A 21241-nucleotide genomic window follows, 5' to 3' on the forward strand; every position below is an offset into this window, starting at 1 on the left:
TACGACACCGGAAGACCGCCAACAGCCGGGGGCCTCGCTCGTCGCGCTGCGCGGTCCGTCACCCGATCGGTGGCCAACTCGTAGAAGCACAAGGTCGTCGGCTTTTGCCGGTCCACCGGTCCACCGGTTCACCAGTTCAGTACGCCCGTTTCGTCCTGCAAGGTGCCTGTCGGGCCATCCGCGCCGAGTGTGGCCAGCCGCACAATGATTTTGGCGCTCTCCGCCGGCGGCCTGCCGCCTCCGATGGCGGCCATCATGTCGGTCGCCGTGTAGCCGGGCTCGACCGCGTTGAACCTGACACCCGGCTCGGACTTGGCATATTGCACGGTGAGCATGGTGGCCGCGGACTTGGAGGCCGAGTAGAGCGCCGCCGACAAGTTGAACTCCGGCCGGTCCGGATTCGTCACCGCCCAGAAAGAACCCATGCTGCTCGAAACGGTGACAACATGGGGATTCGGGGATTTCCGCAGCAAGGGAAGTGCCGCCTCCGTGACGCGGACGATCCCCACCACGTTGGTGTCGAACACCCGCAACGCCGTCGGTCCGTCGACCCCTGTGAGACCGAGGACACCCGCGTTGTTCACCAAGATGTCGAGCTGACCCTCGGCCGATTCGATGGTGGCCAGGGCTGCGCTCACGGACGCGTCGTCGGTCACGTCGAGCTGCACGAATCGGACACCCAGTGCCGCCGCGGCTCGTTCGCCTCGCTCGACGTCACGAGCGCCGACGTAGACGGTGTGGCCCAACTCGTGAAGCCGTTCGGCGGTGGCGTAGCCGAGACCCTTGTTGGCGCCGGTGATGAGGGCGGCGGGGATGCGTTTCCTCCAGGTGGGCGGCCCGGCCGGACCGGCCTAGTTTTGTACTGATCGGTTGGAGGCCAACCGTAACAGCTTTTTGTACCGCTCGGTTGGCGCGTGGGGTCGTAATTTGTACCGAGCGGTAGAGTGTCCTCATGGGTACCGAGACGCACACCGTCGGCCGACCACGCGGCTTCGACGAGGCGACCGTCCTCGAACGGGCCGCGGAGGTCTTCTGGCAGCACGGCTACGAAGGTGCGTCACTGAGCGCCCTCACCAGCGCGATGGGGATCAACCGGCCGAGCCTGTACGCCACGTTCGGCAGCAAGGAGCAACTGTTCCGGCGCGCCTTCGCCCGCTACCACGCGACTCGGGTGGCCCACGCCCGCGCCGCACTGGCGCAGTCCACCGCGTACGCCGCCATCGAAGCATTCCTGCGTTCCAGTGCCGACGGCCTCACCGCCGGCGATCACCCCGCGGGTTGCCTCTCCATCCAGGCAGGCCTGGCCTGCTCCCCCGAGAACACCCAGATCTCCGCGATCCTGGCCGCTGGCCGGGCGGACACCGAGGCCGCCCTGGAGGAACGGCTGTCCCGCGCGCAGAAGGAAGGGGATCTGCCGGACGGCATGGATGCCCAGGCGCTGGCACGTTTCGTGATGGTGCTCAGCGAAGGGCACGCCGTCCACGCCGCGGCCGGCGCCAGCCGCGAAGAGCTCCAGGCGTCCGTCGACATCGCCCTGAGAGCCGTCGTCACGCCCACCACGGACGGGCGGCTGCCGAAAGCGCCGTCTGCCCCGGAGCCCAGCAACACGCATCACTGAAGGCCGAAGAGCACCACAAGCCGGGTGACAGGCAGGGTCGCCTCAACGCAACCGCACCTGCTACCACGTACCGGCTGTGGCCGCCGCGAAGCGGAAGGCGAGAGCGGTGGCGCGCACTCCGCTGAGTCCTCGGGTCGGTGACGCTCAGCCTCACCCCCTCCGCCCACGAAGTGCCGTTCGGGGCCCGCGTGTTCACCCAGCGCGCGAGGGTCCGGCCTGCTCCGTGCCGACGTCGGCGCCGGCCGGGCCGGCTCAGTCCTGCCGCAACACTCTGTCCGCGTTGGTCAGTTGTCTGCGCATGTCCCGTTTCACCGCGGCGAGTTCTCTCCGCTTGGTGTCCATCGCCCTGCGCTGGTAGGCCGCGTCGACCGACGACCAGACACCGACGACGTTCGTCTCCCGTTTGCAGGCCACGTCCGCGCCGGCCAGCGCGGTCTCGGCCCGCGTGACCGTCGGACCCGTGAACTCGGCATTCTTGCCCGGGGTTTGGGTCGGATCGCTGTACCGGTAGCCGTGTCGCCGCATGCAGCGTGACCACTTCCGGAAGACCGACACCACCCGCGGATCCCGCTGCGAGTCGCGGTAGCTGCCGATGTTGATCGTGCTGACGAGTTCCCTGTTGCCGATCTTCTGCGGATCGCCGGACAGGGCTGCCGTGGCTTCGCCCTCGCACCCGCCTGCCGGCAGCGGCCGACCGCGCTCGTCGGTGGCCGCCGGTGTCCCGTCGGCGGTGAGCCCCGTCAGAACGCGCAACTCCGCCGGCTCAGGCCGGCGTTCCGGGTTCTTCGCCCCGGACTGCCCCGACGTCGTGCCGGGAGCCGGATGGTAGCCGTACCGGGCGGCGGTGCCGGCGTCCGTGATCCCGTACCGGTGCGCCGTGTTGGCGGGGTTCAGGGTTCCCGTCGCCGGGGCGGTCGCGGTGGGTGCCGGCCAACTGTGGCCGAAGCGCCGCATGCAGGAGGCCGTCAGGACGGCCCGCGCCCGGAACAGCCGCCCGACCTGGCGGTCGGTGAACAGGTACGGCTCGATGGGCAGGACCAATGACCCCGTGCCGAGCATCTCCCGCACCACGTGCACCGGAGGCAGGGCGGATCCCGACGGCCCCGCCCCCACGTCGTGTCCCTGCGCGCAGGCCGAGACAGCGGCCACGAGGGCGAGGGCGATCCCGGTCCGCCGCGCGGCCTTTCGAGTTGGTGTCCCCATGTCATGTCCTCCCCGCGCGCGGCCGGGCACAGGGCCCGGCCGCGGTGTCCTGCATGAGTCGGGAACGGCGTCAGCCCACGTACCACCAGCTGAGCGAGGCGTTGTTGTTCTTGACGCCACTGTTCAGGGACCGGGAGTTGCCGGGGTAGAAGTCGTCGTAGGGAGCGCTGCCGCTCGCGTTCTGGTTCTCGTTGTAGTAGATCCGGGCCGCGTAGCTCGCGTCGTTGTTCCATGCCCGGTTCACGTTGTTCTTCACGGACTGTCCCTGCCCCGGACCGGGGGCGGTGAAGGTGTAGCCCGCGAAGTCGTTCACCCAGCCGTAGTACGCGCTCCACGAACTGTTGCTGGCCGCGCTGTAGTAGAGGTAGATGTAGCCGTCCCAGTCCGCGCGCTGTGTCTGGGCGGTTGCTGTGTCCGCCGTCCGGGCGGACGCCGACGCGCCGGACAGGACGCTCGTCCCGGCGACCAGCGCTGCCACGACCGCCAGAGATCCGGCAATGCGACGTGCAGAAGTCACGATGTTCCTCCGTTCGGCTACGGGAGGGCGGCAGACGCAGTTTGCGGCTTCCACCGCTGTTCCCCCGTGCTGTGTGACCCCGAAGCTAGGCCGGGTGCGGCGGCCCGTGGAAGGTGTTTCGGTCCTCCCCGAACAACCGCGCCTGGCGGAATCGCGGCTATCGCGCGGGACGCGCATCGGGGAAGGTGAGACACCTGGAGTAGCAGCCGTACGGGGGGCATGGTGATGCTGCGCATCCATTTCAGTACGGAGGATCTCGGCCGGATCCGCCTGCCGACGGGGCCCGATCCGGCGTGGGAGACGCTGCTCAGTCTGCACGTTCTCGGAAGTCGTGACATCGATGCCGAGTTGCACGAATGGCGCAAGCGGGTCCGGACGACGGTCGAGGTCGTGTCCCGACCGCTGTTGCACCTGGCGCCGCCGCACGGCTACTCGCCCGACTTCCTGACGCCGGCCGAAGGCACCTCTGATCCCGAGGCCGCCGCTGACACGATCTCGTCCACGTCCGCTGCCCGGCTACGAACGGACATGACAGAACTCGGGCAGCAGCAGAAACTCCCGTCATGGGCGGGTGCGCTCGCGTCGGGCCGACCCGACGCGCGGCGGGGCCTGGGCACCATCCTGCGCAGGTACCACCACCGGGCGCTGTCCCCGTACTGGACCCAGATAAGTGCGGCCGTGGACGCCGAACTGGCCCTACGCGCAAAGACGTTCCTCGCCGGAGGGGTTGAACGATTACTGACCGGTCTGCATCCGTCGGTGCACTGGCGGGCACCGGTCCTACAGGTCGCCTATCCGCACGACCGGGATCTGTACCTCATGGGGCGCGGACTGCGGATCGTTCCCTCGTACTTCTGCCGGAGCACCACCCCCATCACGCTGCGGGACGCGTCCCTCCCGCCTGTGCTGGTGTATCCGGCCAACCGCGGTGTCACTCCTCTCCAGCCCGGTGGCGGGGCGACCGGGGCCAAGGCACTCGACCGACTCCTCGGCCGCACCCGGGCCGCGACCCTCTTCGCCATCGCTGAGTCACACCACGCCACCGGCAGCGAGATAGCCCGGCGGCTGAGCATCTCACCCGCCTCGGCGAGCGAACACGCGACGGTACTGCGCGACGCGGGTCTCATTCGCAGCCTGCGCGTACGCAACACCATTCGGCACTCCCTCACACCACTGGGCGGCCAGCTCCTCGGAGGCGGCGCGGCCCCGCCCGCCCTCTTGGAGCCGGTGGCGCCGTAGCCCCAACGCCCCTCTACCTCGCTGCGGTTGAGGTCCGGTCACGTTCACCGCACTGCACCGCTGCGCTCGTGGCGGGGGCGCCGACGCACCCCACGCCGGGGGCCGTCCCGCTGCCCCGACGGCTCCCCGCGGACACCGCTCACCGTCGCGGAGTGCGGGACGGACAGCCCTGGCCCCCGCGGGTGGATGTCACAGGGCCCGGCGGCCGGCGGCGTCTCCGCCGGGGTCGTCGGCGAGCACCACCGTCGCGATGATCCGCTTGCCCACCGGCTCGCGCTGTACGGCGAAGCTCTGGCAGACCGCCATCACGATCTCCAGGCCGTGCTGACCGACCCGCTCCGGGTCCGCCGCCCGCACCGAGGGGAGCGTCGTGCTGCTGTCCCACACGCTCACCTGGACGGCTCCGCCCTCGACCTCCAGCCTCAGCAGACACGGCCCCAGCGCGTATTTGCGGGCGTTGGTCACCAGCTCGCTCACCACCAGCTGCACCATGCCCATCGCCCGCGTCGACACCGGCAGCCCATGCACAGCCTGCACCGACGTAAGGAACTCACGGGCCGTCTGACGGGCCCCGGCGATATCGCTGCCGTCCTCCAATACGGCGGAAACGGCGAACAGACCGTCCACGAACGGCCTCTGGTCCTCGTCCTGCCCAGCCACGCCCATACCCCACCCCATGACTCAAGCACCGCTGATCCCGGTCCGGATACCCGCGAAACCGGCCCACACTCCCCCGACCTCGCGCACCACACCAGTCACTCAAGAGCGCCGTCCGGTGCACGTTGACCGGAAGTCGACTCGACCCATTCGGGGCGGTTGGGCTCAGGCGCTGACACGTCTGGGTGTCGGCCCAGCCCTGACCGCCCCGTCTCGTCCCGCCCCGCCCCGCCCCGCCCCGCCAAAAAAGGATCAATCTCTCTCAAGAGAATTCCATTTCCGTGCATTGACAACGGCATGCTCACTCACGCTACGCTCCCGGCGACTCACCCCCACCACCCCGCACGGATCGCTGGGAGTCCCATGGCCGAGAACGGTTCCCCCCACCCCACCCCTGGCCTCAGCCGCCGCCGGTTGCTCGGCGCGACCGCACTCGGTGCGGTCGCCCTGGGCAGCACCTTGGCCCGCCCCGTCCGGGCACAGGCCTCGACCTCGGCCGTCGTGACGGAACTGCGCGAACGGGCCGTCGTCGTCGGCACCGGTTTCGGCGGCGGCGTCACCGCGTTGCGGCTGGCTCAGGCAGGCGTGTCCACCCTGGTCCTGGAGCGCGGGCTGCGCTGGCCGACCGGCCCCGACGCCACCACGTTCTGCCGTTTCGCGAACATGGACAACCGTTCCGCCTGGCTCACCGACCACGCCGTCGTCGGCAGCGTCGACAAGACGTGGACGCCGTACACGGGCGTGCTCGAAGCCGTAGTGGGAAACGGCATGACCGCCATGTGCGGAGCGGCGGTCGGCGGCGGGTCCATCCTGTACCACGGCATGACCCTGCAGCCCACGAAGGCCGACTTCGCCACGTCCATCCCGCAGGCCGCCGGCCTCTACGACGACCTCAACCTGTGGGCGTACCCCACGGTCTCCCGGATGCTGGGCGTCTCCACCATCCCCTACGACGTGCTGGCCTCCGACCCGTACAAGTCCTCCCGGCTCTTCCAGGACATCGCGCCGAAGGCCGGCCTGACGCCGTTCAAGGTGCCGCTGCCCATCGACTGGAGCTATGTCCGGGGCGAGTTGACCGGCCAGTACGACCCGACGTACACCACCAGCGACATCGCCTTCGGCGTCAACAACGGCGGCAAGCACTCCATCGACGTCACCTATCTCGCCCAGGCGGAGTCCACCGGTCTGGTGCGGGTGGCGCCGCTGCACGTGGTGCGCGACCTCGCGCTGGACACGAACAAGCGGTGGGTACTGTCGGTCGACCGCATCGACACCGGCGGCACCGTCCAGGAACGGATCCGGATCACCGCGGACGCGGTGTTCCTCAACGCCGGTTCGCCCGGCACCACCCGTCTCCTGGTCAAGTCCCGGGCCAAAGGCCTCGTCCCCGACCTGCCCGACGCCATCGGCACCAAGTGGGGCAACAACGGCGACCGCATCTGGGCCTGGATCAACCCGTCCGGCGACGCCGGCACCCAGCAGGGCGGACCGGCGTGCGTCGGTGGACGTGACCCGGCCAGTTCCATCCCGCTCACCGTCGTCCACGCCGGATCACCCGTCCAGCAACCCGGCGTCACCGCGCTGACCGTGGTCGGCTTCGGCATCGTCGACGGCGCGGGCACCTGGGCCTACGACGCCGGCGCCGACGACGCCGTCCTCACCTGGCCGACCGACGCGGACGCCGCACTGCAACAGCTCATCGCGGCCCGGATGCGCGACATCGCCGCAGCGGGCGGCGGCTTCATGCTCGACACCAACGCCCAAGCCGCTTCCACCTGGCACTCGTTGGGCGGAGTCCCGATGGGCGACGCCGTCGACCTCTCCGGCCGTGTCCTCGGCCACAAGGGCCTCTACGTCCTGGACGGCGCCCGCATCCCCGGCTCCACCGGCGCCTGCAATCCGTCCATGACGATCGCGGCCCTCGCCGAGCACAGTATGCGGACGATCGTGCGACAGGACCTCGGGCGCGTGTTCTGAACGCCGACTCCCCCCGCGACAAGGCCAGTTCGCGGTCAGTTCAGGTCGGTTCGCGAAGTCGAGTGTCAAGGCCATCGCCCACGTCTCGGTGCGGGCCCTCGCTGGACCGGGAGCCGGCACCTCTGCGCGAGGGCCTCGCGACGATCCGAGGCCGCTCGGACGATCAGCGCGTGCTGTCGCTGCCCTGCCCCTCGACCACTGCCCCTCGACCGCTGCCTCGCGGACCGTCTGTAGGAAGATGGGCACGGCGCCCGCATGAGCCACGGCGACTCCGCGCGGGAGCCGAGCACCACTGGGCGACGTTGACGCAACGGACGTGAGGGAGCGGGGAGTTGTGACCAGTACCGGAGCGGAGGTCGACGGCGGGCGCGGGGTGTTGTTGGTGGACTCGACCGCCCCGGGGGCCGCACCGCGGGGACTCGACGCCTTCCGGCGCGGATGGGAGACGCAGATCGGCGACGACGTCTTCCGACTGCCGGCCTTCACCCCGGACACGGTCGGTGACTTCCGGGTCAAGGGCCACGTGACCAAGGTGCACGGCGCGGCGATCGCGGATCTGCACGCCGCGTCGCCGACCCGGACCGCGGACGTCCCGGGCGGCGATCAGGATCTGGTGGCGATGTACGTGGTGCAGCGCGGCTCATGGACGCTGTGCGGCCCACCCGGTCGCGGCGAACAGACCGTGTCCGCTGGGCAGTTCGTCATCCGGCACGTCGGACGCCTGTCGGCCTTCGAGACGTCGGCGCACCTCACGGCCAGGTTCTTCGTCCTGCCCCCCGACGAGCTGAAACCCCTGCTCGGGAACCGGGTCGTCACCGGGGCGGCGGACTCGGCCGAGATACGCCTGCTGACAGCGCTCACCGACACGATCCACGCCACTGTGGCCGACCTCGGCCCGGCCGGTGTGGACGCCGCCCACGGCGCCCTGATCGAGCTGGCCAAGGCGGTGACGAAGGGCCGGTTCGACGACGTAGAACCCCGACTGGCTCCCGCGCTCACCCAGGCGGCCAAGGATCTGGCGGACCGTCGGCTCGCTGATCCCGAACTCTCGCCCGCGATGCTTGCGCGTGAACTCAGCGTCTCCGTACGCACGTTGCACCGGGCATTCGCCGCGGTGGGAGAGCAGGTGACCACCTACATCCGCCACCGGCGACTGGAGGAGGCCCGGCTCGCCCTCACCGCGCCGTCAGGTCGCCCGAGTATCTCGGAACTCGCCGCACACTGGCAGTTCGCGGACAGCAGCCACTTCACCCGGACCTTCAAGAAGCACTACGGCCAGACGCCCACCGAGTACGCCCGCTCGGCCGGGGCTGCCCAGCTCTCGCCGGACCGGCAGCCGCCGGACCACGGTCCGGCCGACAGCGCGTGACAAGACGTACGACCGCAGTGCCGTCGAGCTCGCCGGCTTCCTTGAGTTCGGCAAGCGAGAGCCGTCAACTGGGCGCAGAGTGCGACCAGTTGACGGCAATTCAGGCGCCAGGACGAGCGCGCTGAAGAGGGCTCAGTCGATCAGTTCGGCGGCGCGTTCTGCGATGGCGTAGACGGTCGCGTTGGTGTTGGCCGAGGGGATGGACGGCATCACCGAGGCATCGGCGACCCGCAGTCCGGCTATGCCGTGCACGCGAAGGTTCGCTGGGTCGACGACGGCATCGGCGTCGGTTCCCATGCGGCAGGTGCCGGTGAAGTGGAAGTAGGGGCCGGTGGCCTTGCGGATGAACTCGTCCGCGGACTCGGCGCTCGTATCGGAGCCCGGCACCGCTTCCTGCTTGCGCCAGTCGGCGAACGCCTCGGCCTCACCGATACGGCGTGCCAGGGCCAGGCCCTTGCGCATGACCTCCAGGTCACGGTCGTCGCTCAGGTAGCCGGGGTCGACGACGGGAGCGCTGCCGGGATCGGCGTCCGCGAGGCGCACGGTGCCGCTGCTGTGCGGAGCCATCGCGGAGAAGACGATGGAGTAGCCGTTGGCCGGCGGCTGGCCCCATGCCGAGGGGAGCGGTGCGGCGACGACGTAGACCTGGAGGTCCGGCCGGGCCGCGGCGGGGTTGCTGTACAGCAGGCCCATCATCTCGGCCGGCGGGTTGGCGGGAACGAACGGTACGGGCTGGATGGCCTCGTACACCACGCCCGCCATCGGATGGTCCTGTAGGTGGGAGCCCACCCCCGGCAGGTCGGCGACGACGTCGATGCCGTGTGCCTCAAGGTGCTGTGCCGGGCCGATCCCGGACAGCATCAGAAGGTGTGCGGAACCGATGGCTCCCGCGGTCAGTACCACCTCGGCGCCGTCGACGGACAGGCGCTCCCCGCCGACGGTGTACTCGACGCCGGTGCAACGGCCCGCGGTGGTACGCAGCCGCTGCACGGTCGCGTCCGTGACGACGTCCAGGTTCGGCCGGTCGAGGAACGGACGGATGTAGGCGTCCGCCGCGCTCTGACGGGCGCCGCCGGGCAGATTCATGTCACTCCACCCGAACCCGGTCTCCAGCCCGCTGCCGATGTCATCGGCGCGTTCGAAGCCGGCCTCCACAGCGGCGTCGACGCCTGCCGTGGCCAGGGGGTGGGGTTCCGGGACCGGGGCGACCACGACCGGGCCGTCCGTGCCCCGCACGGAGGCATCACGGCCCCGAGTGCTCTCGCTGCGGCGGAAATAGGGCAGCAGATCGTCGAAACCCCAGCCCGGTGCTCCGAGGCCGGCCCATTCGTCGTAACCGGAGCGGTGTCCCCGCAGGTGGTAGAGGCCGTTGATGCTCGACGATCCGCCGAGCGCCTTGCCGCGCAGCACGTCAGCGGCCCTGCCTGTACCGGCCTGCACGGTCGAGGCGCCCAGCCAGAGGGATGACGGGTCGAACCCCAGGAAACCCCAGGGAGACGCCATCGTCTCGGTCGCGTCCCGGGCTCCCGCCTCCAGCAGCAGCACCCGCACGCCGGGGCGTTCCGAAAGCCGGGAGGCGATCACGCATCCCGCTGTTCCCGCTCCCACCACGACATAGTCATAAGGACTCTTGGCCATCACGTCTCCGCTTTCCACGGCAGCCTTGTCCGACCACCGGATTTCAGGAAGTCAACTCCTCGACGATCAAGGAGCTGATTCATATGCATGCACTAAAGGGTCTGAACCGACCGGTCCCCGCAGTGAACGGGCTCCAAAGGAGCACGGCTGTCCGAATGAAGGTTCACCACGCGCCCCTGCTGATGTGGGGCCGGGTTTCTTCAGGTTCACGACTTCTCGTCTTTGGTGTGTGCCCGTCCGGGAACAGCCCGGGTGTTTCCCCTGCCCTCGAAGCTTAGGAAAACCGAGACAGCACGCACTTGAACCACAGCGCCGTCCATTCGGAACCTGAGCGCCATTGGACGGCCGCCCCACGCGGAATCACGCGTGACGGCAGGACGAACATGGCGCGACACTCATAGCGCGACGCACGGTGTACTGACCGGGCGACAGATGACAGGCGTACCTCCCGCTACGTCGTCCGTCCGGCCGGCCGCGCGCGGTGTCGTGGCCGCCTCTGCCGCCGAACCAGGCGGCAGGCGGCCAGGCGGCCACGGCATGCGGCAGCACCCTCGGTCACTCCCCGGCCGCTCCCAGTCGTCGTACCCGGGCCGGGGCGGGACCGGTCGACTCGCGCGGGACGTAGGTGGTGCGCAGGGTGTGGCGGCGGGGCTTGGCCGTGGAGCCGTTGATGCGGCGGACCAGGATGTCGGCCGCGAGACCGCCCAGTTCCTGCACCGGCTGGCCGACCACGCTCAGCCGGGGCCGGACCAGGGTGGCCCACTCGGCGTCGTCGAAGCCGATGACGGAGACGTCGCCGGGGATGCGGGCGTCGAGGTCGAGCAGGGCGTCGAGGGTGCCGAGCGTGGCCACGTTGTCGGTGGTGAACAGCGCGGTCGGCCGGTCGTCGGACGTCATCAGTTCCAGTACGGCCGAGCGCGCCCAGGCCCGGTCGTAGCCGGTGTGCCGGATGAGCTCCGCCTCGCGCGGGATGCCCGCGGCGCGCAGCGCCTGCCGGTAGCCGGTGAGCCGCTCGGTGGTGGTCCAGATGTCCGCGCCCGGGGCCAGCACCGCCGAGTCCTCGTCGGAGGAGGCCGAGGTGATCACCGCGATGCGGGTGTGCCCCTCGCCGGTGAACCTGGTCACCGCGGCCTTGGCGGCACCGCGGTTGTCCACCACGACCGTGTCCAGCGCGGCGCTGCCCACGACGCGGTCCAGGAGAACCACGGGAATGCCCGAGGCGACGGCCCGGTCGAGGTGCTCGTGGTCGGCGGCGGCGGGCGCCACGACCAGGCCGTCCACGCGCCGTTCGATGAACAGCCGTACCGCGGACCGTTCTGTCTCGACGTCCTCGTCGCTGTTGGCCAGGACGACCTGGAGGCCGGCTTTGGCCGCGACGTCGGTGACTCCGCGCACCGCGCGGGCGAAGTAGGCGTTCTCCACGTCGGCGACGACCACGCCGAGGGTGTGGGTGCGTCCGCTGATCATGCTGCGGGCCACCGCGTTGGTGCTGTAGCCCAGTTCGGCGGCGGCGGCCAGCACGCGTTCCCTGGTGGTCGCGCTCGCCGATCCGTATCCGCCCAGGACTCGGGCGGCGGTGGCCTGTCCCACGCCGGCGTGCCGGGCGACGTCGGGGATGGTGACGCGACGCGGCGGCCGGGGCGTGTTCGGCATGGGCGGTCTCTTCACGGGTGACGGCTCGGCGGACGCCGAGGAACGGGTCGATGAGATCCGGCGCCATTCAACCATTGACGGACAGCGGCTGCCGGTGGGTAAGGTACGAGCCGGTTGGTAACGTTATCAAAATCCCAACCGGCGCTCGCCCCGCCTGGCTTCCCCCTGGTCGACCACGGCACGCCCCTGCCCACGCTCGCCCACAGCGCACGCCCCGAACACCGGAGGTACCACGGATGGCAACCGACACCCTCTCGCCGCCATCGGCCACAGGCCCGGCCATCACCCTCGTGGACGTGGTCAAGGGCTTCGGAGGCGCCACGGACGCGGCAGCCGTCCGCGGCGTCGATCTCTCCATCGGCGAGGGCGAGTTCTTCTCGCTGCTGGGCCCCTCCGGGTGCGGCAAGACCACCACCCTGCGGATGATCGCCGGGTTCGAGGAACCGACCGGTGGACAGATCCTGCTGCACGGCCGCGACATGGTCGGCGTACCGGCCAACAAGCGCGACATCAACATGGTCTTCCAGTCCTACGCCCTCTTCCCGCACCTGAGCGTCGCCGACAACGTGGCGTTCGGGCTGCGCCGCAAGCGGGTGCCCAAGGACGAGATCCGCGACCGGGTCGAGAAGATCCTGCGCACCGTCGAACTCACCGACAAGGCCGACCGCCGACCGCGCCAGCTCTCGGGCGGCCAGCAGCAACGCGTCGCACTCGCCCGCGCCCTGGTCAACCGCCCCCGCGCATTGCTGCTGGACGAACCGCTCGGCGCACTCGACCTGAAGCTGCGCCAGTCCATGCAGCTGGAACTCAAGCGGATCCAGCGCGAGGTCGGCATCACCTTCGTCTACGTCACGCACGACCAGGCCGAGGCGCTGACCATGTCCGACCGGATCGCGGTGATGAACCGCGGCCTGGTCGAGCAGGTCGGCCCGCCCCAGGACGTGTACGAACGGCCCGCCACCGCGTTCGTCGCCGGGTTCATCGGCACCTCCAACCTGATCGGCGGGCGCCTGACCTCTGTCGACGCCCAGGCCGGCACCGGGGTGCTCGACCTCGGCGACGGGCAGCGCGTCACCGTCCCGCTGACCGGCTCGCGACCCGCCCCGCAGGCGGACGCACTGCCCGGCCCGCCCGGCGCCGGGGCCCTCGTGGAACTCACGGTGCGCCCGGAGAAGATCACGCTGACCGCCGGGCCGGCCGACACCGCCAGCCGTCTGCGCGGCACCGTACGGGAGGTGGTCTACCTCGGCACCTCCACCAGTTACACGGTGGACACCGCCATGGGCGCGGAGATGACGGTCTTCCAGCCCAACGACGGGACGGCCTCCGTCACCCCGGCCCGCGGCGACACCGTCTGGCTCTCCTGGGCCACCGCCCACTCCTACCTGCTCACCACCGCACCCATCCCCGCGGCGACCGCCGCGGCCCCGGGTTCCCTCACCCCGCGCTGACGACAGGCAGACCACCATGCCCGAGCACTTGACACCCTCCGCGCCCCGGCTGCGCGGGCTGACGGAGCACCGTTTCTCCCGGCGCGGTCTGCTGCGCGCCGCACTCGGCGCCGCCGCACTGGCCCCACTCGCCGCGTGCAGCGTCCCCGGTGCCCGCGTACACGTTCCGACCGGCAAGGCCGAGATCGCCGCGGCCGTCAACGACTTCTGGACCGGCAAGAAGAAGGCCGGAAAGCTGAACTTCGTCAACTACACCCAGTACATCGACGTCGACCCGGCCGACCAGAGCAGGCACCCCACCCTGGACGCCTTCACCCGCGAGAGCGGCGCCAAGGTCGACTACAGCGAACTGATCGACGACAGCGCCTCCTGGTTCGGCAAGATCCAGCCCGAGTTCGCCTCCGGCCAGGGCATCGGCTACGACCTGATGGTCGTCGGCGGCGACAGCTACCTGACCAAGTACATCGAACTCGGCTACCTCGCCCCGCTCGACCACAGCCGGCTGCCCACCTTCGCCCGGTACGGCGGAGCCGCGTTCAAGAACAGCTCGTTCGACCCCGGCAACGTCTACACCGTCCCCTGGCAGTCCGGCATGACCGGCATCGGCTACGACCCCGCCCGGGTCGGCCGGAAGATCACCAGCTGGCAGGACCTGCTCGACCCCAAGCTGCACGGCAAGGTCGGCATGTGGAACGACGCGGTGCAGATGGGCAACATCGCCCTGCTGGCCGTCGGTGTCGACCCGGAGTCCTCCACGCACGCCGACTGGCAGAGGGCGGCGGCCTGGCTGCGCAAGCAGCGGGACGCCGGCATGGTCCGCTCCTACAGCACGGCGACCTACCAGTCCTCGCTCCAGCGCGGCGACCTGGCGGCGTCCCTCGTGTACTCGGGCGACATCTTCCAGGCCAACCAGAGCGGCTCCCACCTGGAGTTCGTCATCCCCGACGAGGGCGGTCTGCTGTGGACCGACAACCTCTGCATCCCCTCGACGGCCTCCCACCCCGTGGACGCGCTCACGTACATGGACTACGTCTACCGGCCCGAGGTCGCCGCGAAGATCAGCGAGACCGTGCAGTTCGTCTGCCCCGTCCCCGGCGCGCAGCCGGTCGTCGTGCGCGACGCGGCCGCCGCCACCGGCAAGCGGCGAACCGTGCTCGACGCCCTGAGCACCAGTCCCCTGGTCTTCCCGAACAAGGCCGACGAAGCGAAGCTGCGCCACCTGCGGGTGCTCGACCAAGACGAGGAGAAGCAGTGGAACGCACTGTTCGAACCGATCTACCAGGCGTGACCCGGCGACGCCGGCGCCGTCCCGGGGCCGCGCTGGCCCCGTACCTGATGATCCTGCCGGGATGGCTGTGGCTGGCCGCCTTCTTCGTCACCCCCGTGATCGTGATGGTGTCGCTGTCCCTCCAGACCGGCGACTTCATCGACGGCTTCCGCCAGACCTTCCACTTCCAGACCTACGTCGACGTGGTGCGCGCCTACCATGTGCAACTCGTCCGGTCCCTGGTCTACGGCGCGGTCGCCACCGTCTCCTGCGCTGTCATCGGCTACCCGGTGGCCTACTGGATCGCCTTCCGGGCCGGCCGCCACAAGTCCGTGTTCCTCTTCCTGCTCCTGCTGCCGTTCTTCGTCTCCTTCGTCATCCGCACCCAGTCCTGGAACGTGCTCCTCGCCGACAACGGCGTCCTGCTCGGACCGCTCAAGGACTGGGGCCTGCTCTCCGCCGACTTCCACCTGCTGGCCACCCCCTACGCGGTGATCGGCGGACTGACCTACAACTTCCTGCCGTTCATGGTGCTGCCGGTGTACGTCGCCCTGGAACGGGTGGACGCCAGAGTGATCGAGGCCTCCACCGACCTGTACGCCTCCAGGACGGGAACCTTCCTGCGCGTGGTGCTGCCGCTGTCGCTGCCCGGGGTCTTCGCGGGCGTACTGCTCACCTTCGTGCCGGCCGCGGCCGACTACGTCAACGCGGGCATCCTGGGCGGCCCTTCGACGACGATGATCGGCAACATCATCCAGACCGAGTACTTCACCAACCTCGACTACCCGAGCGCCGCCGCCCTGTCCTTCGTGCTCATGGGCGCGCTGCTGCTCGCCGTGTTCACCTACGCCCGGGCCCTGGGCACCGACGACGTGCTGGAGGCGGCCGCGCGATGACCACACCGATCACCGCCCCCGCCCTCGATGTGCCCCCTGCCACCCGGCCACGCCGGAAGGGGCGTCGCCGCCCCACCCTGACCGTGTACACCGGGCTGGTACTGGCCTGGCTGATGCTGCCGATCGCCGTCATGATCCTGTTCGGCTTCAACGACACGGGCAGCAAGGTGAACTTCACCTGGCAGGGCTTCACCCTGACCTGGTACCGGCACCTGTTCGCCATCCCCAACCTGACCGCGGCCCTGGTCCACAGCCTCACCATCGCCGTACTCGTGGCGGTGGTCGCGACCCTGCTGGGCACACCGATCGGCCTGGCCCTCGGCCGCTACCGCTTCCGCGGCCGCGGCTCCGTGGACCTGCTGATGTTCGCCGCCATCGCGGCACCCGAAATCGCCCTCGGCGCCGCCCTGTTGTCGCTGTTCATCGTCATGGACGTACCCCGCGGCTACTGGACGGTCGTCATCGCACACGTGGCGTTCTGCATCCCCTACGTCGCCATCACCGTACGGGCCCGCATGGCGGGGCACGACGCGTCGCTGGAGGAAGCCGCCCGTGACCTGGGGGCAGGCCCCTGGACCGCGTTCCGGCTGGTCACCCTGCCGATGCTGCTGCCCGGCGTGGCATCCGGCGCCCTGCTGTGCTTCGCCCTGTCCATCGACGACTACGTCATCACCAGCTTCAACGCCGGCCGTACGGTCACCTTCCCGCTGTGGGTCTACAGCGCCAGCCGTACCGGCGTGCCCCCGCAGGTCAACGTCATGGGGACGCTGATCTTCGTCGGCGGCCTCCTCATCGCCGGAGGGAACGTCCTGTTCTCCCGGCGCCGCGCGGTCTGACCCGACCCGGTCCCGCGCCCTCGGACACCGGCTCACCGGCAGACGCCGGCCGGTGCGGAACAACCCCCAAAGGAAACCATCACCGTGCTCTCTTTCAACGAAGCCGAGTTCAGCTCCCAGACGGAAAGCCTCGTGGCGCTGCGCCCCCAGATCGAGAAGGTCGTCGACCGTCTCGTCGACGAGGGGTACGACAACGTCCTCCTCGTGGGAGCGGGCGGGACGTACGCGCAGATGTGGCCCTACGAGCACCTCGCCCGCCGCTCCTCGCTGCTCCCCGTCCGTGCCGCCATCGCCGCGGAGTTGGTGGCCTCCGGCGACGCCCGCCTCGGTGAGCGCACCGTCGTCGTCTTCACCTCCGTCTCCGGCACCACCGAGGACAGCCTGCGCGCCGTCGAGTACTGCAAGTCCCGGGGCGCCCACACGATCGGCTTCACCGGCATCGCCGACTCCCCCATCGCGCGGAGCGTCGACACCGCGCTGATCTCCGCGCCCAAGGCATGGCCGTTCGACGTCCAGTTGCTGCTGTTCCTGGGCCGACTGCTCTCCCACCGCGGCGAGTTCGAGGGCTACGAGCGCCTCGCCGACGAACTCGCGTGCCTGCCGCGCGTGTTGGTGGACGTCGCTCGGCAGGCCGAGCCGGTCGCGGCGGCCTTCGCGGACGCCCACAAGGACGACGACTACCACTTCCTCATCGGCGGCGGGAACCTGTGGGGGTTCACCTACCTGTACTCCATGTGCATCCTTGAGGAGATGCAGTGGCTGCGCACCACCCGGGTGCACAGCGCGGAGTTCTTCCACGGTTCGCTGGAGCTGCTGGAGGAGGACACCAGCGTGATCGTCTTCCAGGGCGAGGACGAGACCAGGGCGCTCACCGACCGGGCCGAGGCGTTCGCCAAGCGGGTCTCCAAGGACGTCACCGTCTTCGACACCCGCGACTACCCCCTCGAAGGCATCAGTCCCGAGTTCCGCGGACTGCTCTCCCCGCTGGTGCTGGACACCGTGATGGACCGGGTCAGCAAGCACCTGGAGCGGGCCCGCGACCACTCGCTCGACCTGCGCCGCTACTACCGCGTCATGGACTACTGACCGTCGCACCGCTTCCCCTCGTCCATCCACCACCGCGCGCCGGTGCCCCGGCGCCGGCGCGCCCACGTCGGGCGCGGCGTTCCCGCACGCCGCGCCCGCGCCTCGGGAGACCTTGATGAACGTCCTCGGCTTCGGCGACAACACCATCGACCGCTTCATCGACCGGGGCACCGACTACCCCGGCGGCAACTGCGTCAACGTCGCCGTCTACGCCCGCCGACTCGGCCTGGACTCCGCCTACTTGGGGGCATTCGGCGACGACGACCTCGGTGTCTTCCTGCGCACGGCCGTGGCGGCACAGGGCGTCGCCGTCGAGCGGAGCGCGGTGCGCCACGGGAAGACCTCGGTCTCCACCCTGGAGGTACGGGACGGCGACCGGGTGTTCCTCGGCTACGACGACAGCACCGTCCACGAGCAACTCACCCTGAACGACGACCTGTTGGCGTACGCGGCGACCTTCGCACTCGTGCACTCCAGCGTCTACTCCCGCACCGAGGCGGAGCTGCCCCGGCTGGCCGCGGCCGGCCCCCTGGTCAGCTTCGACTTCTCCGACGAGGAGGAGTACCGCACCCCCGCCTACCTCGACCGCGTCTGCCCCCACGTGGACCTGGCCCTGCTGTCCTGCTCACACCTGGACGAGACCGCAACCCGTGCGCTGCTCACCGAGACCGTGCGACGGGGGGCCACCATGGCACTGGCCACCCGCGGCCTGCACGGCGCGATCGCCTACGACGGCCACCTCACGGCCACCGCACCGGCCCACGCCGCGGACCCCGCCGCCATGTCCGACACCATGGGCTGCGGAGACGCCCTCCTCGCCGGATTCGTCGTCTCACTCCTGCGTGACGGGTGGTCACGGCGCCTACCGCCGACCGGGGAAGCACTGGAACGGGCCCTGCGGCACGGCGCACGGGCGGCGTACGACCAGTGCTTCGTGGAAGCCGCGTTCGGCTGGGGCCGCCCGACACCGAACCCGAACCCGACACCGACGGCAACGGCAACGGCAACGGCAACGGCAACGGCAACGGGGACGGGGACGGGGACGGGGACGGGGACGAGCGAAGACCGGAGCGTGAGCGAGCACACGGTCCGTCGGCCGCAACCGTGACGAACGGCGCCCACCCACCTCGTCGGTGACGGTAGGTCAGGAGATGGTCCGGCCGTCCCTTGGGCCGAAGGCGCGGACCGCCTCGGCGTCGGTGGTGACCGCCCGGACGTAGTGCTCGGCCCAGGCGCGGCGGCCGAGATAGCCCGACTCCCGGGCCACCCGGTCCACTGCCCCGTCGATGTCGAACCGGGTGTGCCGCAACTGCACTTGACCGTCCTGCAGCAGGGCCCAGGAGCCGCCGGCTTGGCCGTACGGCATGCCGATGCTGCCGGAGTTGACGACGAGGCGTTCGTCGACGTAGCGCGTGAACGGCATATGAGTGTGCCCGCACACCACCGTCCTTACGTCAGCGGGCAGTTCGGCGAAGACCTCGGCCCAGCGGTCCAGGTGTGTGTCGACGAGAACGACCTCGTCGTCGTCGCGCGGCGTCCCGTGGCAGAAGACCACCTTGCCGAAGCCGTCGACCTCCATGGTCACCGGGTGGGGGAGCTCGGCGAGGAACCGCACGTGTTCGTCGCCCAGTTGAGCGGCGGCCCACAGGTCGATCTCCCATGCCTGGTCGGACGGGAACTCCCCACGGGCCATATCGACGAGCTCGCGGTCGGCGTTGCCGCGGACCAGGACGGCCTGGTCGCCGAGCGCGCGCAGCCGGTCCAGTACCTCGACCGGCTGCGGACCGGCCACGTGGTCACCGGTGACGACGATGAGGTCGGCCGCCCTGACATCGGGCTCGTCCAGTACCGCCTGCAAGGCCGGCAGCACACCGTGGATGTCGGACAGGACAGCGATGCTCGCGACCACGGGTGACCTTCCGAAGGCATCGGGTGTCCGGGCGACCGTCGGCCATGCGCCCGGACCGACGAGTACGGGGATCCTACGGGTGCGCCCCGGTCACCGTCGGTCGGAAAGGCCCGAACGGCCGGAAACGGCACCGCACTTCAGCCATCGGTTCCAGCACCGCGCCCGACGTGCGCAGGGCCGCCGGCGGCGTGGGAGGTCCGCGACGGGTTGGCGGGAGGGCTCAACCGGTGGTTCCTCGCAGAGCCGGCGCTGTCGCTGCGGACGACGGCCGGAGCGGTGCGCCGGGCCACGATCCGGGTCCGGTCCCGGGTACCGATGAGGGCGAGGGCGATCAGCGGCAGGAGGGTGAGGGCGGCGGAGACGGCGCCGACCAGCGCTGGTCCGGTCAGGCCGAGGGAGGTGTCCAGGGCCGTGGCGGCGAGGGCGGAGCCGGCGGCGATGCCGGTGTTGTAGGCGGAGGTGGTCAGTGCCGAGGTGAGGGTGGGGGCGTCGCCGGCGAAGCGGACGGCGAGGGAGGTGACGACAGGGTTGACGGTGAACCCGGCCAGGGCCATGAGGAAGACCAAGGCGACGGCCGTGACGGGGGCGGTCGACAACGGGATCAGCAGGAACAGGGCCAGAGCGGTGACCACGGCGGCGGTGAGCGTGGTGGCCAGCGGGCGGCGGTCGCCGAGCCGGCCGCCGATGGCGGTGCCGCCCAGCGCACCGAGCCCGAAGACGATCAGGACCAGCGGGACGGCTCCCGCCGGGATGCCCGCACGGTCGGTCAGCAGCGGGGTGATGTAGGTGTACGTGGCCAGGACGCCGCCCATGATCAGGACGGCGGCGGCCAGAGCCAGCCACAGCCGGCCCTGGCGCAGGGCCCGCGCCTCGGCGCGGACGGACACCTCGGCACTCCGCCCGGCGTCGGGGACGAAGCGGCCGATGAACACGGCGGCCAGGGCGGCGAGGACGGCCAGCGCCCAGAAGGGGCCGCGCCAGCCGGTGTACCGGCCGACGAAGGAGCCGATCGGCACGCCGACGACGTTGGCCAGGGTCAGACCGCCCATCAGGACGCCGACGGCCCGGGTGGCCCGGGCCGGGCCCGCCGCGGCGGTGGCGATGACGAATCCGACGGCCCAGAACGCGCCGGTGGCCAGCGCGGTCACCACCCGGGCGGCCAGGACGACCGTGAAGGAGGAGCTGAGCGCGGCGACGACGTGCCCGAGAGCGAAGACGGTCAGGGCCAGTACGAGGGTCAGGCGCCGGGGCAGACGCAGGGTGGCCAGGGCCATGGTCGGCCCACCGACGATCATGCCGACGGCGAAGGCGGTGATCAGCAGACCGGCGTGGGAGACACCCACCCCGAGATCACCCGCGATCTCCGGGAGCAGGCCGGCGATGACGAATTCGGTGGTGCCCATCAGGAACGTGCCGACGGCGAGCACCCAGACGACGAAGGGCAGTCTGCCCTGCGGGGTGCCGGCTGCGAGAGGCATACAGGTACTTCCCTCTTCCTCGTTGGACTGGTGGAAACGCGTAGGAGGACGGGGGAGGTCAGGGGGCGGCTTCGATGGTGATGCGCTCCGCTCGGCCGAGCTGTTCGGCGCTGACGTCGAGGTGGCCGAGGATGAGCAGGTCACCGGAGGCGGCCGGGCCGTCCCTGTAGAAAAGGGCCAGGTTGCCCCAAGGGGCGTAGTAGGCGATGTCGCCGACTCCGGCCGCGGCCGGTTCGGGGGCGGCGGAGGTGTCCAGTGCGCGTGGCAGGCCGGCGATCCGCTCCGTGCCGTGGAAGTCGTGCAGGTCCAGGGTGAGCGGGAGCAGCCCGGCGAGGTCGCGGGCGGCGGGGCTGTCATGCACGGTGGCGTCGACCGGACGGCCGTCGAGGGTGACACGGATGTCCATGTGAGTGCTCCTCTCCGCGGCGGACGACGAGGTGGCTGGGG

19 protein-coding genes are annotated in these 21241 nt (G+C 70.4%); 10 read left to right on the top strand and 9 right to left on the bottom strand.

Annotated features, from left to right (window positions below; genetic code table 11):
* Nucleotides 1-128: 128 nt before the first annotated feature.
* Nucleotides 129-815: an SDR family NAD(P)-dependent oxidoreductase gene (locus ABZT12_RS22700; RefSeq protein WP_356387758.1), complete on the bottom strand. Its 687-nt coding sequence runs from the start codon at nucleotides 813-815 to the stop codon at nucleotides 129-131.
* Nucleotides 816-952: 137 nt separating this feature from the next.
* Between ABZT12_RS22700 and ABZT12_RS22705 the strand changes: the two genes are divergently transcribed.
* On the top strand, nucleotides 953-1618 hold the full coding sequence (locus ABZT12_RS22705) for a TetR/AcrR family transcriptional regulator (RefSeq protein ID WP_356387439.1): 666 nt from the start codon (nucleotides 953-955) through the stop codon (nucleotides 1616-1618).
* A 252-nt stretch (nucleotides 1619-1870) separates the two neighbouring features.
* Here the strand turns inward: ABZT12_RS22705 and ABZT12_RS22710 are convergent, their stop codons facing one another.
* Together ABZT12_RS22710 and ABZT12_RS22715 are read right to left on the bottom strand one after the other, a co-directional pair.
* Nucleotides 1871-2821 (bottom strand): hypothetical protein, encoded by a 951-nt coding sequence (locus tag ABZT12_RS22710; RefSeq protein ID WP_356387442.1) that lies wholly within the window; start codon nucleotides 2819-2821, stop codon nucleotides 1871-1873.
* A 70-nt stretch (nucleotides 2822-2891) separates the two neighbouring features.
* The gene (locus ABZT12_RS22715; RefSeq protein WP_356387445.1) at nucleotides 2892-3338 is read right to left on the bottom strand and encodes a hypothetical protein; all 447 of its coding nucleotides are present in this window, start codon (nucleotides 3336-3338) and stop codon (nucleotides 2892-2894) included.
* A 225-nt stretch (nucleotides 3339-3563) separates the two neighbouring features.
* Between ABZT12_RS22715 and ABZT12_RS22720 the strand changes: the two genes are divergently transcribed.
* Complete coding sequence (locus tag ABZT12_RS22720) at nucleotides 3564-4577, top strand: winged helix-turn-helix domain-containing protein (protein ID WP_356387448.1); 1014 nt, start codon at nucleotides 3564-3566, stop codon at nucleotides 4575-4577.
* A gap of 189 nt (nucleotides 4578-4766) precedes the next feature.
* On the opposite strand, the gene ABZT12_RS22725 is transcribed toward ABZT12_RS22720, so the two are convergent.
* Entirely contained in the window at nucleotides 4767-5243 is a 477-nt protein-coding gene (locus tag ABZT12_RS22725; RefSeq protein ID WP_356387451.1) for an ATP-binding protein, read from the bottom strand.
* A gap of 354 nt (nucleotides 5244-5597) precedes the next feature.
* Here ABZT12_RS22725 and ABZT12_RS22730 point away from each other — a divergent pair, with 354 nt between their 5' ends.
* Both ABZT12_RS22730 and ABZT12_RS22735 read left to right on the top strand, forming a co-directional pair.
* Nucleotides 5598-7211 (top strand): GMC oxidoreductase, encoded by a 1614-nt coding sequence (locus ABZT12_RS22730; protein ID WP_356387455.1) that lies wholly within the window; start codon nucleotides 5598-5600, stop codon nucleotides 7209-7211.
* Nucleotides 7212-7545: 334 nt separating this feature from the next.
* Entirely contained in the window at nucleotides 7546-8580 is a 1035-nt protein-coding gene (locus ABZT12_RS22735; protein ID WP_356387458.1) for a helix-turn-helix domain-containing protein, read from the top strand.
* 132 nt (nucleotides 8581-8712) lie between these two features.
* Here ABZT12_RS22735 and ABZT12_RS22740 read toward each other — a convergent pair whose 3' ends face one another.
* Nucleotides 8713-10218: a GMC oxidoreductase gene (locus ABZT12_RS22740; RefSeq protein WP_356387461.1), complete on the bottom strand. Its 1506-nt coding sequence runs from the start codon at nucleotides 10216-10218 to the stop codon at nucleotides 8713-8715.
* A gap of 555 nt (nucleotides 10219-10773) precedes the next feature.
* Nucleotides 10774-11871 carry a LacI family DNA-binding transcriptional regulator gene (locus ABZT12_RS22745; protein ID WP_356387464.1) on the bottom strand — a complete coding sequence of 366 codons (1098 nt, stop codon included), beginning with the start codon at nucleotides 11869-11871 and terminating at the stop codon, nucleotides 10774-10776.
* A gap of 236 nt (nucleotides 11872-12107) precedes the next feature.
* On the opposite strand from ABZT12_RS22745, the gene ABZT12_RS22750 reads away from it, so the two are divergent.
* The 6 genes from ABZT12_RS22750 (at nucleotide 12108) to ABZT12_RS22775 (ending at nucleotide 18515) form a co-directional block, all read left to right on the top strand.
* Nucleotides 12108-13322, top strand: a complete 1215-nt coding sequence (locus ABZT12_RS22750) for an ABC transporter ATP-binding protein (RefSeq protein WP_356387467.1) — start codon at nucleotides 12108-12110, stop codon at nucleotides 13320-13322.
* A gap of 16 nt (nucleotides 13323-13338) precedes the next feature.
* Entirely contained in the window at nucleotides 13339-14610 is a 1272-nt protein-coding gene (locus ABZT12_RS22755) for a spermidine/putrescine ABC transporter substrate-binding protein (protein ID WP_356387470.1), read from the top strand.
* Nucleotides 14607-15485, top strand: coding sequence for an ABC transporter permease (locus ABZT12_RS22760; protein ID WP_356387473.1), 879 nt, complete (start codon nucleotides 14607-14609; stop codon nucleotides 15483-15485). Before ABZT12_RS22755 ends, ABZT12_RS22760 begins: the two co-directional genes overlap by 4 nt.
* Nucleotides 15482-16321, top strand: a complete 840-nt coding sequence (locus ABZT12_RS22765) for an ABC transporter permease (RefSeq protein ID WP_356387476.1) — start codon at nucleotides 15482-15484, stop codon at nucleotides 16319-16321. Before ABZT12_RS22760 ends, ABZT12_RS22765 begins: the two co-directional genes overlap by 4 nt.
* An 84-nt stretch (nucleotides 16322-16405) precedes the next feature.
* On the top strand, nucleotides 16406-17407 hold the full coding sequence (locus ABZT12_RS22770) for an SIS domain-containing protein (protein ID WP_356387479.1): 1002 nt from the start codon (nucleotides 16406-16408) through the stop codon (nucleotides 17405-17407).
* 115 nt (nucleotides 17408-17522) lie between these two features.
* Nucleotides 17523-18515, top strand: coding sequence for a PfkB family carbohydrate kinase (locus ABZT12_RS22775; RefSeq protein WP_356387482.1), 993 nt, complete (start codon nucleotides 17523-17525; stop codon nucleotides 18513-18515).
* A gap of 36 nt (nucleotides 18516-18551) precedes the next feature.
* Here the strand turns inward: ABZT12_RS22775 and ABZT12_RS22780 are convergent, their stop codons facing one another.
* The 3 genes from ABZT12_RS22780 to ABZT12_RS22790 form a co-directional block, all read right to left on the bottom strand.
* The gene (locus ABZT12_RS22780) at nucleotides 18552-19316 is read right to left on the bottom strand and encodes a metallophosphoesterase family protein (RefSeq protein ID WP_356387485.1); all 765 of its coding nucleotides are present in this window, start codon (nucleotides 19314-19316) and stop codon (nucleotides 18552-18554) included.
* 137 nt (nucleotides 19317-19453) lie between these two features.
* Entirely contained in the window at nucleotides 19454-20794 is a 1341-nt protein-coding gene (locus ABZT12_RS22785; RefSeq protein WP_356387488.1) for an MFS transporter, read from the bottom strand.
* Between the two features lie 58 nt (nucleotides 20795-20852).
* On the bottom strand, nucleotides 20853-21200 hold the full coding sequence (locus tag ABZT12_RS22790) for a cyclophilin-like fold protein (protein WP_356387491.1): 348 nt from the start codon (nucleotides 21198-21200) through the stop codon (nucleotides 20853-20855).
* Nucleotides 21201-21241 lie beyond the last annotated feature (41 nt).

The sequence above is a fragment of the Streptomyces sp. NPDC005423 genome, from assembly GCF_040606415.1.
Classification (GTDB): domain Bacteria; phylum Actinomycetota; class Actinomycetes; order Streptomycetales; family Streptomycetaceae; genus Streptomyces.